The 14,627-nt window shown below is 65.1% G+C and carries 15 protein-coding genes; 6 read left to right on the top strand and 9 right to left on the bottom strand.

Annotated elements, in window-relative coordinates; all coding sequences use genetic code 11:
• Positions 1 to 49 precede the first annotated feature (49 nt).
• The 3 genes from ctaC to IEV67_RS15265 are packed head-to-tail and all read left to right on the top strand — an operon-like array spanning position 50 to position 3,152.
• On the top strand, positions 50 to 964 hold the full coding sequence (gene ctaC / locus IEV67_RS15275) for an aa3-type cytochrome oxidase subunit II (protein ID WP_188437431.1): 915 nt from the start codon (positions 50 to 52) through the stop codon (positions 962 to 964).
• Between the two features lie 4 nt (positions 965 to 968).
• Complete coding sequence (gene ctaD / locus IEV67_RS15270; protein WP_188437430.1) at positions 969 to 2,714, top strand: aa3-type cytochrome oxidase subunit I; 1,746 nt, start codon at positions 969 to 971, stop codon at positions 2,712 to 2,714.
• 3 nt (positions 2,715 to 2,717) lie between these two features.
• Positions 2,718 to 3,152, top strand: a complete 435-nt coding sequence (locus IEV67_RS15265) for a cytochrome c oxidase subunit 4 (RefSeq protein WP_188437429.1) — start codon at positions 2,718 to 2,720, stop codon at positions 3,150 to 3,152.
• 82 nt (positions 3,153 to 3,234) lie between these two features.
• Here the strand turns inward: IEV67_RS15265 and IEV67_RS15260 are convergent, their stop codons facing one another.
• The 6 genes from IEV67_RS15260 to ctaE form a co-directional block, all read right to left on the bottom strand.
• Positions 3,235 to 3,441 (bottom strand): hypothetical protein, encoded by a 207-nt coding sequence (locus IEV67_RS15260; protein ID WP_188437428.1) that lies wholly within the window; start codon positions 3,439 to 3,441, stop codon positions 3,235 to 3,237.
• A gap of 248 nt (positions 3,442 to 3,689) precedes the next feature.
• On the bottom strand, positions 3,690 to 4,109 hold the full coding sequence (locus IEV67_RS15255; RefSeq protein ID WP_188437427.1) for a rhodanese-like domain-containing protein: 420 nt from the start codon (positions 4,107 to 4,109) through the stop codon (positions 3,690 to 3,692).
• Positions 4,110 to 4,272: 163 nt separating this feature from the next.
• Positions 4,273 to 6,123, bottom strand: a complete 1,851-nt coding sequence (qcrB, locus tag IEV67_RS15250) for a cytochrome bc1 complex cytochrome b subunit (protein ID WP_188437426.1) — start codon at positions 6,121 to 6,123, stop codon at positions 4,273 to 4,275.
• Entirely contained in the window at positions 6,120 to 7,196 is a 1,077-nt protein-coding gene (gene qcrA, locus IEV67_RS15245; protein ID WP_188437425.1) for a cytochrome bc1 complex Rieske iron-sulfur subunit, read from the bottom strand. The genes qcrB and qcrA overlap by 4 nt, the downstream gene beginning before the upstream one ends.
• Before the next feature lie 36 nt (positions 7,197 to 7,232).
• Positions 7,233 to 8,036, bottom strand: a complete 804-nt coding sequence (gene qcrC / locus IEV67_RS15240; protein WP_188437424.1) for a cytochrome bc1 complex diheme cytochrome c subunit — start codon at positions 8,034 to 8,036, stop codon at positions 7,233 to 7,235.
• Positions 8,037 to 8,056: 20 nt separating this feature from the next.
• Complete coding sequence (ctaE, locus tag IEV67_RS15235; RefSeq protein WP_188437423.1) at positions 8,057 to 8,749, bottom strand: aa3-type cytochrome oxidase subunit III; 693 nt, start codon at positions 8,747 to 8,749, stop codon at positions 8,057 to 8,059.
• 141 nt (positions 8,750 to 8,890) lie between these two features.
• Between ctaE and trpD the strand changes: the two genes are divergently transcribed.
• The 3 genes from trpD to IEV67_RS15220 are packed head-to-tail and all read left to right on the top strand — an operon-like array spanning position 8,891 to position 12,186.
• Entirely contained in the window at positions 8,891 to 9,955 is a 1,065-nt protein-coding gene (trpD, locus tag IEV67_RS15230) for an anthranilate phosphoribosyltransferase (RefSeq protein WP_188437422.1), read from the top strand.
• A gap of 6 nt (positions 9,956 to 9,961) precedes the next feature.
• Complete coding sequence (locus IEV67_RS15225) at positions 9,962 to 10,948, top strand: PHP domain-containing protein (protein WP_188437421.1); 987 nt, start codon at positions 9,962 to 9,964, stop codon at positions 10,946 to 10,948.
• Complete coding sequence (locus IEV67_RS15220; protein WP_188437420.1) at positions 10,945 to 12,186, top strand: MFS transporter; 1,242 nt, start codon at positions 10,945 to 10,947, stop codon at positions 12,184 to 12,186. Before IEV67_RS15225 ends, IEV67_RS15220 begins: the two co-directional genes overlap by 4 nt.
• A gap of 14 nt (positions 12,187 to 12,200) precedes the next feature.
• Here the strand turns inward: IEV67_RS15220 and IEV67_RS15215 are convergent, their stop codons facing one another.
• Genes IEV67_RS15215 through IEV67_RS15205 form a run of 3 tightly spaced genes read right to left on the bottom strand, consistent with a single transcriptional unit; the run spans position 12,201 to position 14,551 of the window.
• Positions 12,201 to 13,121: a 5'-3' exonuclease gene (locus IEV67_RS15215; RefSeq protein WP_188437419.1), complete on the bottom strand. Its 921-nt coding sequence runs from the start codon at positions 13,119 to 13,121 to the stop codon at positions 12,201 to 12,203.
• Positions 13,122 to 13,175: 54 nt separating this feature from the next.
• Positions 13,176 to 14,018 carry a hypothetical protein gene (locus IEV67_RS15210; protein ID WP_188437418.1) on the bottom strand — a complete coding sequence of 281 codons (843 nt, stop codon included), beginning with the start codon at positions 14,016 to 14,018 and terminating at the stop codon, positions 13,176 to 13,178.
• Positions 14,012 to 14,551 carry a hypothetical protein gene (locus IEV67_RS15205; RefSeq protein ID WP_188437417.1) on the bottom strand — a complete coding sequence of 180 codons (540 nt, stop codon included), beginning with the start codon at positions 14,549 to 14,551 and terminating at the stop codon, positions 14,012 to 14,014. The genes IEV67_RS15210 and IEV67_RS15205 overlap by 7 nt, the downstream gene beginning before the upstream one ends.
• Positions 14,552 to 14,627 lie beyond the last annotated feature (76 nt).

Raw genomic sequence — 14,627 nt, 5'->3', positions numbered from 1 at the left:
GTTGCCCTAGACTTGAACGTGCCTTGTCCGTCATCTTGAAAGGTGCATCGTGCCCTCGAAACGCCGCCTTCGTTGGGCCGCCATTCCTCTGGGAATCGCGGCAGCCGTGGCTCTGGCGGGATGCTCTCCCACCGAACTCCACGGATTCCTCCCGGGCTTCGTAGAAGACGGCACTGCCGCCACGAACCAGACCGACCGGGTCGCAGGACTCTGGGTCAACTCCTGGATCGTCCTTCTCGCGGTCGGCATGATCACCTGGGCACTCATGGGGTGGGCCGCTGTCGCGTACCGCCGCCGCAAGGGCCAGACCGGCCTGCCGGTGCAGATGCGCTACAACATGCCGATCGAGATCTTCTACACGGTGATCCCGCTGATCCTCGTCATGGGCATGTTCTTCTTCACGGTGAAGGACCAGGCCTCGATCGAGACGCAGTGGGGCGACGACGCAGACGTCGAGATCACCGCGATCGGCAAGCAGTGGGCGTTCGACTTCATGTACGCCGGCGAAGACGACGATCTGTCCGATGCCGTCTGGACCATGGGCGTGCAGGCGCAGCCGGACGCCGAAGGCAACATCGACACCGAGAAGCTGCCGACCCTGGTGCTTCCGGTTGACCAGAAGGTGCACATCAGCCTTCAGTCGCGTGACGTCATCCACTCGTTCTGGATCATCGACTTCCTCTACAAGAAGGACATGTACATCGGGAAGGACAACTCCTGGTCCTTCATCCCGACGCGCGTCGGCGAATACGCCGGCAAGTGCGCTGAGCTCTGTGGCGAGTACCACTCGATGATGCTGTTCAACGTCAAGGTCGTCGAGCAGGACGAGTACGACGCATACGTCGAGTCGCTTCGCGAGGAGGGGAACACGGGCGACATCACCGATGCCTACGACCGTCTCAACAACCTCCCCGGCACCACAGGTACGACGTCCGAGACGGACTCTGAAGAAGAGGGAGAGTAACCTCATGACCACTACTGAGGCCCCGAGCCAGCCTGCTGGCGCTCGCCCCACAGCCATTCCGGCACGCCAGGCCGCTCTGATGAGCTCCTCGCGCGTCGAGCAGAAGGGCAACATCGTCGTCAAGTGGATCACGTCCACTGACCACAAGACCATCGGGTACATGTACCTGATCGCCTCGGTGCTCTTCTTCCTCCTCGGCGGAGTGATGGCGCTCGTCATCCGCGCTGAGCTGTTCGCTCCTGGCATGCAGATCGTTCCCACCAAGGAGCAGTACAACCAGCTGTTCACCATGCACGGCACGATCATGCTGCTCATGTTCGCGACGCCGCTGTTCGCCGGGTTCGCGAACGCGGTGCTGCCGCTGCAGCTCGGCGCGCCCGATGTGGCGTTCCCCCGTCTGAACGCGTTCGCGTTCTGGCTCTTCCTCTTCGGCTCGATCATCGCGGTCGCCGGCTTCCTCACCCCGCAGGGTGCGGCCTCGTTCGGCTGGTTCGCCTATCAACCTCTGGCGAGTGCGACGTTCACGCCTGGTGCAGGTGGAAACCTCTGGATGGTGGGGCTCGGCATGTCCGGCTTCGGAACCATCCTCGGAGCCGTGAACTTCATCACCACGATCATCACGATGCGTGCGCCCGGCATGACGATGTGGCGTATGCCGATCTTCAGCTGGAACACGTTGATCACGAGCCTTCTTATCCTGATGGCGTTCCCGGTGCTCGCGGCAGCGATCTTCGCCGCAGCTGCCGACCGCATCCTCGGTGCGCACATCTACGATCCGGCGAACGGCGGTGTGCTCCTCTGGCAGCACCTTTTCTGGTTCTTCGGTCACCCCGAGGTGTACATCATCGCGCTGCCGTTCTTCGGTATCGTCTCTGAGGTCTTCCCGGTGTTCAGCCGTAAACCGATCTTCGGCTACAAGACCCTTGTCTACGCGACGATCGCGATCGCGGCTCTGTCGGTGGCTGTGTGGGCCCACCACATGTACGTCACCGGATCCGTGCTGCTGCCGTTCTTCGCGTTGATGACCATGCTCATCGCCGTGCCGACCGGTGTGAAGATCTTCAACTGGATCGGAACGCTCTGGCGAGGGTCGGTGACCTTCGAGACGCCGATGGTGTTCGCGCTCGGTTTCCTCGTGTCGTTCGTCTTCGGTGGTCTGACCGGCGTGATCCTCGCGGCTCCGCCGCTGGACTTCCACCTCAGCGACTCGTACTTCGTCGTCGCCCACTTCCATTACGTCGTCTTCGGTACCGTCGTGTTCGCGATGTTCGCCGGCTTCTACTTCTGGTGGCCCAAGTGGACAGGGCGCATGCTGAATGAACGCCTCGGCTACGTGCACTTCTGGATGCTGTTCGTCGGCTTCCACATGACGTTCCTCATCCAGCACTGGCTCGGCGTGGACGGCATGGTGCGTCGCTACGCTGACTACTCGGCGGCCGACGGCTGGACCTGGGGCAACCAGGTGTCGACGATCGGCGCGATCATCCTCGGCGCCTCGATGCTGCCGTTCTTCCTGAACGTGTGGATTACGGCACGCAAGGCGCCCAAGGTCATGGTCAACGACCCGTGGGGCTACGGTGGATCGCTCGAGTGGGCGACCAGCTGCCCGCCGCCGCGACACAACTTCACCTCGATTCCGCGCATCCGCAGCGAGCGCCCCGCGTTTGATCTGAACCACCCCGAAGCGGCGGAGCACCCTGTGGCCGCACCGGAGCCCGCAGTCGCCGGTGCGAGCGGAGAGGCCAAGTAAGCCATGCGTTCAAACATCATCCTGTGGTGGATTCTCGCCGGTTTCTTCTCCGTGGTCGCTGCCGTGTACACGGTGTGGCACATCCTGGAGTACCCCGAGCTGGTCGGTGCAGCCAAGGTCGAGTGGGTCGGTTCTGTCGCGCTGCTCTTCGGCGCCTGCATGTCCGCCATGATCGCGGTGTACTTGGCACGCACGCACAAGGCGCAGGGCGGCGAGCTGCCCGAAGACATCCTGACTGCCGACATCGATGACGGAGACCCCGAGCTGGGCGAGTTCAGCCCCTGGTCCTGGTGGCCGATCGTGCTGGCCGCTTCTGCTGCCGTGTTCCTGATCGGAATGGCCGTCGGACACTTCCTGCTGCCGATCGGCGTGGCCATCTTCGCCGTCGCAATCGTCGGCTGGGTGTACGAGTACTACCGCGGTCACTTCGCTCGCTGAGCGCGTGTCGTCCTGAAGGCCCCTGGATCTCGATCCAGGGGCCTTCAGCGTTGCAGGGGCGATCATTCTCTTGCAAGGACGATCATCTGCTGAGCCGGTAGGCGCTCAGCCCCGTCGGAGTGGTGATCAGAGCTGTCTCGTCGCGGTCATGCCCGGCCGCGACGACTTGAGCGACGCCGCGTGGTGTTGTGCCAGGCAGCGCCGTCCGTCGCCACAACTCCTGTCCGTCGTCGGCGTCCCACGCGACGATCTCCACGGCGCCTTCCGAGCCGACCACGTAGGCGAGCACGACGTCTCCCGCGCGAAGCGGGGCGCTGAGCAGTCGCGCTTCGACGCTCCACGGCCTCGACCGGAGTCGTCCAGTCCTCGTGCGGCGCGTAGCCCGTCGATAACTCCATCGCGGCGGCGAGTGTGATGGCCACAGTCAGGCGGACCTGCGCTCGTATGCTCGTTCCCCTTCGCATCGGGACGTCACGGACCGCGACGGCTCGATGGTAGGGGAGTGCAGTCGGGCCGCGTGGGCGACCTATGGATAAGTCAGGCCCGCGTGCGGATTCGGGCGACGCCCGTGAGCGGATCGACCGGGCGCCGATGCACGCCGTCGGCGTCTTCGATCGGGTATCCCTCGCGGACCCAGTACTCGAAACCGCCGATCAGTTCGCGAACGGTGTAGCCGAGCTTCGCGAACTCCAGCGCGCCCTTGGCGCCGGCGTTGCATCCGGGGCTCCAGCAGTAGACGACGACCTCTGTTCCGACCGGAATCTCCACGGGCGCACGAGTCGCGATCTCGCTGTAGTGCATGTGCGCGGCGCCTGCGATGCGCCCCTGCGCCCACGCCTCGTCGGAGCGCACATCGATGACCATGACGCCATCAGCGGCCTTCTGGCGTGCGTACAGGTCGCTCGCGTCCGTCTCGTATGCGAGTTTGGCGGCGAAGTGGTCAGCGCGATCGATCATGCCTCCAGCTTAGAGATCTCGCCGCAGAGGCATCGCGTTGTGTCTGTCGCACAGCATCCGATTCCCGCCATCATCCCTGTACCGGAAGAAGCCGTGCGCCGGAACGAAGAAGGCCCTGACCGCGCTCCGAAGAGCGGCGGGCAGGGCCAGGGGAGCGGCGGTGTTACTCGCCGTCCTCCGACTTCTTCTCTGGCGTCTCGACCTCGCCGTTCGCAGAACCCTTCTTGGGCTTCTTCACCGGTTCGGTGGCGATCACAGAGCTCGGCGTGTTGGCGGTCTCGTCGATGTGCGTCTCGACGGGAGGACTCAGCGGTGCGTCCGGGACGCCGGCACGTTCGTGAGCGCCCTGGATCTCCGCAGCCTCAGTCTCGTCCATGTGAGTCGTGACGTGATGCTGGTGCGCATCAGCGGCCGCGACCTCGGCGTGTGTGAGCGGCGCGAGACGGTCCTCGAAGAACCAGCGCGAGATGGAGGAGCGCAGGTTCTCGGTCCACGGGATGCGGCCCTTGTCGTTCGGGCGCACCACCAGAGGCTCGTAGCCGTCGACGTCGATGAGCTTCCAGCGGTCGTAGGTGTCGACGGGCTGGTGCACCTCGATGTACTCGCCGCCGGGAAGGCGGACGATGCGACCGGACTCGTAGCCGTGCAGCACGATCTCGCGGTCCTTCTTCTGAAGCGCGATGCAGATGCGCTTGGTGATGAAGTAACCGAGGATCGGGCCGAGGAACAGCAGCGCCTGAAGCGTGTGGATCACGCCCTCCATCGTGAGCATGAAGTGCGTCGCGATGAGGTCGGAGGATGCTGCCGCCCACAGGACCGCGTAGAAGATGACGCCGGCGGCGCCGATCGCGGTGCGCGTGGCGGCGTTGCGGGGACGCTGCGCGATGTGGTGCTCACGCTTGTCTCCGGTGATCCACGCCTCGAGGAAGGGATAGATCGCGACGGCGACGATGAACAGGCCGAGGACGAGCACGGGAACGATGATTCCGAACGACCAGGTGCGGTCGAGGAAAACGAGGTCCCAGTTCGATGGCGCGAGCCGCAGCGCGCCGTCCGCGAATCCGATGTACCAGTCCGGCTGGGTACCGGCCGAAACCGGGGACGGGTCGTATGGTCCGTACGCCCAGATCGGGTTGATCTGGAAGAACGTCGCTATCAGCACGATCGAGCCGAAGACGATGAACAGGTAGCCGCCCATCTTCGACATGTACACCGGCATCATCGGGTAGCCGACGACGTTGTCGTTCGTGCGACCGGGGCCGGCGAACTGGGTGTGCTTGTTGATCACCATCAGCATCAGGTGCACGACGATGAGGGCGATGACCAGCATCGGAAGCAGCAGGATGTGCAGCGAGTACAGGCGACCGACGATGTCGGTACCGGGGAACTCTCCACCGAAGATCAGGAACGAAGTCCACGTGCCGATCAGGGGGAGTCCCTTGACCATGCCGTCGATGATGCGCAGGCCGTTGCCCGAGAGCAGGTCGTCAGGCAGCGAGTAGCCGGTGAAGCCCTCGGCCAGCGCCAGGATGAACAGCACGAAGCCGATGACCCAGTTCAGCTCACGCGGCTTGCGGAACGCGCCGGTGAAGAAGATGCGCAGCATGTGGATGCCGATGCCGGCGACGAACACGAGAGCTGCCCAGTGGTGGATCTGGCGGACCAGCAGACCACCGCGCAGGTCGAACGAGATGTGCAGCGTCGATTCGAGTGCCGCGGACATCTCGATGCCGCGCATGGGGGCGTAGGCGCCGGTGTAGTGCGTCTCGACCATCGACGCCTGGAAGAAGAACGTCAGGAACGAGCCGGAGATGAAGACGACGACGAAGCTCCACAGCGCGATCTCGCCGAGCATGAACGACCAGTGGTCGGGGAAGATCTTGCGACCGAGCTCCTTGACGAAGCCCGAGAGGCTGGTGCGCTCGTCGATGTAGTTCGCCGCTCCACCGACGAATCGGCCGCCGAGGGGCGCCTTGGTGTCCTTGTCCTCTTTGGACAGCGTTGCGGTACTCAATGGCGCTCCCAGAAGCTCGGGCCGACAGGCTCGGTGAAATCGCTGCGTGCGACGAGGTAGCCCTCATCGTCGACGGTGATCGGCAGCTGAGGCAGTGGACGGGCGGCCGGGCCGAAGATGACCTTCGCGTGGTCGGTCACGTCGAACTGCGACTGGTGGCACGGGCACAGCAGGTGGTGCGTCTGCTGCTCGTACAGGGCGACGGGGCAGCCGACGTGCGTGCAGACCTTGGAGTACGCGACGATGCCGTCGTACGACCAGTCCTTGCGGTCTTCCGCTTCGATGAGCTGCTCGGGGCGGAGGCGCATCATCAGCACGATCGCCTTGGCCTTCTCCTCGAGGTAGCCGTCGTGGTGGCTCAGCTCCGCGAGATCCTCAGGGATCACATGGAAGGCGGAGCCGAGGGTGACGTCTGCCGCGCGGATCGGCGTGCCGTCAGGGTCGCGCACGAGACGCTGTCCCTCTGCCCACATGGTCTGCTTCAGCAGCACGACGGGGTCACCGGCTGTGGGGTCCTCAGGAGTGCTGTGCGGTGCAAGACCGCGGAAGAGCGCCACACCGGGAATGATCGATGCGATGACCGCTGCGAACAGCGAGTTGCGGATCATCGTGCGTCGGCCGAAGCCGGACTCCTCGTTCGCGTCTGCGAACGCCTGGACTGCCGCTTCGCGCGTCGAGTCCTTGCCCCGGGTGGGGTGACGGTGCTCGATGAACTCCTTGTCGGACATCAGGGCCTTGGACCAGTGGATGGCGCCGATGCCGAGCGACAGCAGCGCCAGAGCGATGCCGAGACCGATGAAGAGGTTGTTGTAGCGGATCGCTCCCAGGGAGCCGTCTTCGATCGGGAACAGCATGTACGCCGCGACAGCCCAGATGCTGCCGGCCAGCGACAGGTAGAACAGCGTGTAGACCGTGCGGACCGCGCGCTTCTCAGCCTTGGGGTCCTTGTCGGTCATCCGCTCACGGTGTGGCGGCAGCCCCGGGTTCTGCACGGGATCGCTGACTGCGACACCCAGCCCCGGAGAGGGCTGGTAGGCCCGCTCAAGGGCCTTCGAGTCGTCGTCGTTTGCCATGGTGCTCCTCGTACGTTCCTCTTCGATGAATAAGCGTCAGTTGGACTTCGCCGTGATCCACACGGTGATGGCGACGAGGCCACCGATTCCGAAGATCCAGACGAACAGTCCCTCGGAGACGGGCCCGAGGTTGCCGAGCGAGAATCCGCCGACCGAAACCGACTCCTGCTGGAAGAGCAGTGCGGAGATGATGTCACGCTTGTCGTCGTCGGAGAGGTTCATGTCTCCGAACACCGGCATGTTCTGCGGGCCGGTGACCATCGCCGCGTAGATGTGCAGCGCGCTGGTCGAGGTCAGGGCCGGGGCGTACTTGCCCTCGGTGAGCGCACCGCCGGCGGCCGACACGTTGTGGCACATCGCGCAGTTGACCCTGAACAGTTCGGCTCCGTGTGCGACATCGCCTTCACCGTCGAGGATCTCGTCGGAGGGGAACGTCGGGCCGGGCGCCTCGGACTGCACGTATGCGGCCATGGCGTCGATCTGCGGCTGCGTGAACTGGGGGCTCTTCTGCGGAGCCTGCGGTCCCTGCGCCTGCAGGGGCATGCGTCCGGTCGCCAGCTGGAACTCGACGGACAGCTCGCCGACGCCGTAGAGGCTGGGGCCGGTGTCGGTGCCCTGCAAGTCGAGACCGTGGCAGGTGGCGCAGTTCGACTGGAACAGCTTCTCGCCGTCTTCGACGCTCAGGGTGGTGCTCGCGCTCGTCTGGGTGTCAGTGGCGGCGATCGCCGCCGACGCTCCGGCGTAGATGCCTCCTGTGATGAGGAGTCCTGCACCGATCAGAGCCGCGGCCGCCAGTGGGCTGCGGCGTCCGTTCGAGCGACGCTTCTTCTCTCGTGCCATTTCGCAGGTCAGCTCCGCTCTTATTTCAGGAAGTAGATGACGAAGAACAGCACGATCCAGACGACGTCGACGAAGTGCCAGTAATAGGACACGACGATCGAGGAGGTCGCCTCTTTGTGCGTGAAGTTCTTCACTGCGAACGCGCGGCCCATGATGAGCAGGAACGCGATGAGTCCGCCGGTGACGTGGAGAGCGTGGAAGCCCGTCGTCAGGTAGAAGGCCGAGGCGTACGAATCTGCCTGGATCGGCATGCCCTCGGTGACGAGCTGCGCGTACTCCCAGACCTGGCCGGAGACGAAGATCGCGCCGAGCGCGAACGTCAGCCAGAACCACTCGATCATTCCCCAGCCGAAGAGGCGGCGGCGACCGGCAAGGTTGAGCTGGCCCTTCGCGAGCCGATAGGGCTGCAGGTCCTCAGCCGCGAACACGCCCATCTGGCAGGTGACGGAGGAGAGCACGAGGATCGCCGTGTTGATGCCGGCGAAGGTCACGTTGAGCAGTTCCGTACGGTCTGCCCAGAGTTCGGGAGACGTGCTGCGGAGGGTGAAGTAGATCGCGAACAGTCCCGCGAAGAACATCACCTCGCTGCCGAGCCACACGATGGTGCCGACAGCTACCGAATTCGGGCGCTTGATCGTTCTTGCCGCCGGGGCATAGGTCGCTGAGGTGGTCACCCCTCCATTATGGCCGATCCGCGAGCGCGATTCTTGCATCCACGGCACCCGATTCGCTGTTCTCTGACTTAGGGAACCCTAAGAAGACACTGCGAATCCTCGGTGAATTCAAGGGAAATCAAGGATGCACGCCTGCGCACTCTGCGCAAGTAATTTATTCGCGCCGATAGGATCACAGACATGCCTGATTCCCTGACATGGCCCGATGTGCTCACGACTCTCCTGGAGCGACGCGATCTCAGCGTCTGGGAGTCGACCTGGGCCATGCGTCAGGTCATGCAAGGCAAGGTCTCCGATGCCAAGCTCGCCGGTTTTCTGATCGCGTTGCGCGCCAAAGGCGAGACGATCGACGAGATCGTCGGGTTCCGTGACGCCATCCTCGAGGCGGCAGTCCCATTGCCCGTCTCGTCCAACGTGCTCGACATCGTCGGCACTGGCGGTGACCGCGTCGGCACGGTGAACGTCTCGACGACGGCGGCGATCATCATCGGAGCGACCGGCATCCCTGTCGTCAAGCACGGCAACCGCGCTGCCAGTTCGGCATCCGGTTCGTCCGACGTGCTGGGCGCGCTCGGCCTGCAGCTCTCGCTCGCCCCTGACCAGGTCGCGGCGGTGCTGGACCGCACCGGCATCACGTTCGCGTGGGCGGCAGCGTTCCATCCCGGCTTCAAGCATGCAGGGGGCGCGCGTGGTGAACTCGGGGTTCCGACGGTGTTCAACATGCTCGGCCCGCTCTGCAACCCTGCGCGAGCGGAGGCGAACGCCGTGGGTGTGGCGCAGCTCGAGCGCGTACCCCTCATCACCGGCGTGTTCCGCACCCGCGGTGCGACGGCGCTCGTGTTCCGCGGCGACGACGGCCTCGACGAGCTGACGACCACCGGCCACAGCCGTATCTGGGAGGTCACTCTCGGTGACATCCACGAGCACGACCTCGACCCTCGCGATCTCGGCATCCCCACAGCGGATCTCGCCGACCTCATCGGCGGATCTCCCGAGCACAATGCGGGAGTGCTGCGCGACACGCTGGCGGGCACCAAGGGTCCCGTGCGTGACATCGTCCTGCTGAACGCCGCGGCCGGAATCGTCGCGTTCGAGCTCTCTCAGGATTCGACGCAGGTGCAGCGCCCGATCCTCGACCGTCTTCGCGAGGGCTACGCGCGAGCGGAAGCAGCGGTCGATGACGGCAGCGCTGCGGCCAAGCTGGAGGCATGGGTGGGCGCGACGCGCGAGCTCGCCTCTGCCTGAACGATCATGGATCCTGTTGCCGCGCTGCTGGAGATCGCGACCCTTCTCGAGCGGGAACGTGCGTCACGGTACCGGGCGAAGGCGTTCCGGCAGGCTGCGTCGACCGTGCAGGACCTGCCGGACGATGTGCTGAACGATCCGACTCGCCTTCGCGCCACGAAGGGCATCGGCGAGTCGACCTTCGCGGTGATCCGTCAGGCTCAGGCCGGAGAGACACCGGAGTATCTCGTGGAGTTGCGCGGCGAGGTCGAGCCGGAACGCGCGTCCGTGCTCCGCGGAAAGCTGCGAGGCGACCTCCACGCGCACACGGACTGGTCAGACGGAACGACCTCCATCGGCACGATGGCCGCGGCGGCACGCGCTCTCGGGCACGACTACCTTGCGATCACCGACCATTCTCCTCGGCTCCGCGTCGCTCGAGGGCTGTCCGCCGAACGGCTGCGTGAGCAGATGCCGCTCGTGCGCGGCGAATCGACAGACGGCTTCACGATGTTCGCCGGGATCGAGGTCGACATCCTCGAAGACGGCGCGCTCGATCAGGAAGCCGAGCTGTTGAGTGCGCTCGACATCGTGGTGGCATCCGTGCATTCCAAATTGCGCATGGAACCGCGACCGATGACCGCCCGCATGATCGCCGCGGTGAGGAGTCCTCATGTCAACGTGCTCGGGCACTGCACCGGGCGACTCGTGCAGGGTGAGCGCGGCACGCGGCCGCCCTCGCAGTTCGATGCGCGTGCCGTGTTCGACGCGTGCGCTGAGAACGGAGTCGCCGTCGAGATCAATGCCCGACCCGAGCGGCAGGACCCGCCGGACGAGCTGATCGCGATAGCGCTGGATGCCGGCTGCCTGTTCTCGCTCGACTCGGATGCGCATGCGCCGGGGCAGCTGTCGCTACTCGATTACGGCGCGGAGCGGGCCGAGAAGGCCGGAGTGCCGGGCGAGCGGATCGTGACCACATGGGGACTTGAACGTCTGAGGGCGTGGGCGGAGTGAGTCGCCGATCTATCCCGTGGCTTGTCGTCGCGGGGGTGCTCGTCGCGGCGCTCAGCCTGCGGGCGCCCATCATCGCGGTCACGCCGGTGCTGCCGGACATCGTCCGCGACCTCGGCATCGGCGCGGCATTCGCCGGCCTGCTGACGACGGCACCCGTCATCATGTTCGCGGCGATCACGCCCATCGCTGCGCTTCTGATCCGACGGGCCGGTGCCGAGCTCGCGCTGCTGTTGTCGCTGAGCGGTGTGCTGCTCGGCACGTTCGTGCGCGCGGTGCCCGGCTACGGCGCGATGCTCACCGGAATGTTCATCATCGGCGCGGCGATCACGATCGGGAACGTCGTCGTTCCGGTGATCATCCGGCGCGAACTTCCGCCCGAACGCACCGCGGTCGCAACCGCTGCGTACTCGGCGACGCTGAACGTCGGCTCGCTCGTCACCGCCTTGGGGACCGTGCCGCTCGCCGAACTCACGGGGTGGCCGCTCGCTCTGCTGCTGTGGAGCACTGTGACGGTCGTGGGTCTCGTGCTGTGGGTGTTCCACATCATCCGCTCGCGATCGTGGCGCACTGCCGAGCGCGCATCGGGGGAGACGGGGCCGCAGCAGCGGACCGACACCGGTGAGACGATCACGGGTCCGTTGCCCGTCATCGTCGACAATCGTGTCGCAGCGATCGTGCGTCGCCCGATCGTCTGGATGCTGTTCGCCGCGTTCGGCATGCAGTCGGCGATCTACTACGGCATGTCGACTTGGCTGCCGACGATGCTGATCGACACCACAGGTGCGGATGCCGCGACCGCAGGCGCGCTGGCCTCGCTGTTCCAGGGCGTGGCGATCATCGGGGCGTTACTCGCTCCGGTGCTGCTGAGATACCTCGGAGCCGTGCCGGCCGGCGTGCTGATGGGAGCATGCTTCGCCGTCATGGTGCTCGGGATGCTGTTCGCGCCCTGGCTCGCCGCCGTGTGGGCCTCGTTCGGTGCGATCGCGCACTCGAGTGGGTTCGTGCTGATCTTCACAGCGCTGGTTCGAGTGTCGCGCTCGGACGCCGAGGCTGCGACGATGTCCGCGCTCGTGCAGGGCGGTGGATACCTGCTCGCTGCGCTCGGCGCTCCACTCCTGGGCGCGCTGAATGAGATCAGCGGAGGGTGGCAGGTGCCGATGTTCGTGGTGATCGGTGCGACGGCTGTCTATTCGACGGCACTCGTGTCAGCGATGTTCGTCGCTCTGCGTCGCCGGTGACGGCTCAGTCGTGTTCAGCGGCCGAGGGACGCGATCGCCCGATCCATCGACGAGCCGAGATTCCACTTCTGCGCGAGCGCGACGGCGACGTCGGCCTCTGATGGATCGAGCGCACGCACCGGGTCTGTCGGCGGTGCGATGTCGAGAGAGCGCGCGACCTCGACAACGGTCGGCGCGACGTCGAGGTAGAGGGATGCCGCGAGGATCTTCGCGCGCAGACCGGCGCTCATGCCCTCGCCTGCCTCGGCGGCGGAGCGGATGCCGGCGAGGTCGCCGTGCGTCTGCAGGAGAGTGGCTGCGGTCTTCTCGCCGACGCCCGGCACCCCGGGAAGTCCGTCGGAGGCGTCGCCGCGCATGGTCGCGAAGTCGGCATACTGCGACGGGAGCACGCTGTACTTGGCGACGACGCTCGTCTCGGTGAGAGTGTCGAGATTGCTCATTCCTCGGGCGGTGTAGATGACACGGATGCCGCGCTCGTCGTCGATGAGCTGGAACAGGTCGCGGTCGCCTGTGACGATGTCGACGGGCATCGACGCGAGGGTGGCGAGGGTGCCGATCACATCGTCGGCCTCGTGCGCTGCGACACCGATGATCGGGATGCCGAGTGCCGTCAGCGATTCGCGGATCAGCGGGATCTGCGCCTCGAGCGGATCGGGCACCTCTTCGACGTCGGGACCGGCGGGCACGATCTCGACGACACGATGGGCCTTGTAGCTGGGGATGAGGTCGACGCGCCACTGCGGACGCCAGTCGTCATCCCAGCAGGCGACGATGTGAGTCGGTTCGTACAGGGTGACGAGCTTGGCGACGATGTCGAGCAGACCGCGCACCGCGTTGACCGGGGAGCCGTCGGGAGCCTTCACCTTGTCGGGTACGCCGTAGAACGCCCTGAAATAGAGGGAAGCGGTGTCCAGCAGCATCAGCCTGTCGCTCATGGATTCAGCATGGCACAGGGCACAGACGACGTCGGTTCTCCGATGGCGCCGGTGTCAGCAGCCGGGGGAGTCCGGTGCCTGCTGGCAGGTGTGCGCGACCAGCGCGGTGTGCGCCTCGAAGATGCGGATCTGCTGCGGCGGCCCGGCAGAGGTGACCTCGCCGGAGATGGGGAACCAGCCGATGCCGAAGTCGACTTCTGCCGTGTAGCGCAGATCGACCTGTGCGGAGTAGGTGCCGCGCTCGGTGTAGGTGTGGCTCGTCGGAGTGGGGGTGAACTGGGCTTGGCCGAGGTCGGCCCATGACCGACCGCCTGAGGTGGTGGTCGCGGTCGTGCCGTCACCGAAACTGAAGTCGTAACCGGACGGAGTGAAGCGCACGGCGACCGGGAAGCCGAAGAGCGAGTCGTTCACGGTATGGACAGATGCCGTCGCCACGAAGTTCGTCGGCAGGCCGACGACGCCGACGTTGTCAGGTTCTCCGGTGATGGCGGAGCCAGCCGGGGCGAATCGGGCGACATCATTGATCGTGATGGCCGGGATCGCCGGTTCAGCGGCTTCCTCCGGCGTCTCTTCTTCGGCCTCTTCAGTCGCCCGGAAGCAGTGGATATACGAATCCCAGTTGTGCAGGCACTGCGCGAAGTCGAAGTCCGGCGGTGGCGTCCAATCTGCGGGCGGCGTCCAGTCCCCGTCGGTGTCGGAATCCCAGTCGCCGATCGGGGAGGTGCCGGGCTCGCCAGGATTGTTGTGACTTCCGTCGATGATGATCTCGTTGCCGTCGTTTCGTACGCCACACCCGCCAATTACTAGGTCCGTGTCGCTGCAACTCGTGCCTGAGCTAGCGGAACTGGTAACCGTAGGGGCCAAAAGCAGCCCGGCAAAGAGGATGGCGGTCAGCATGTCTCACCTGGAGCAACCTCATACTCGCTAATCAAGAGGTGATCCGCGGCGCCCGTTAGTTCAACAGAGATCGTGTACGTATCGCTTCGGTCAGCCGCAGTGACGTCCGTACCCTGATCGTCGATGGCGCGTGCTTCCGTGATGTCGAGGCACACATTCGCCACGACCCGAGCAACGCTCTGACTGTGATCACTCACCCGACCTTCGAAGCCAACCACCTTTGTCGGGCCCACGATGTGGATTCCGGTAGCCTCAAGCTCTTGTGCAGTCTTGAGCTCGGAGTCGAGTATTTTGCCGGTCAAATAGTCGTACGGATCCGCATCATCATCGCCAGTGCGGTGGGCATTTAGGGCATCGTTGTAAGCCCGGTAGACCTCCTCCGCCGCGGCGAATGCTTCCTCTTCCGATGCGAACGCGGCTGTCGGCGTCGGCGTAGGCTCGGGAGCCGGTGTGCAGGCGCTCAACGCTGACGCCGCGAGTGCGAGCAGTGCCAGCATCCGGAACCGGCTCGTCTTCGATCGGGGGAGAGTCACCCATTCACGGTAACGCGAAGCGCCAGCATCCGCCGGAGTTATCCACAGCAGCGTTCGCGACGATTCTCTGATAATC

This window comes from Microbacterium murale (genome assembly GCF_014635185.1).
In the GTDB taxonomy this organism is placed as follows: Bacteria; Actinomycetota; Actinomycetes; order Actinomycetales; family Microbacteriaceae; genus Microbacterium; species Microbacterium murale.
The sequence above is the reverse complement of the archived record's forward strand: the minus strand, read 5'-3'. Positions and strand labels throughout refer to the sequence as shown.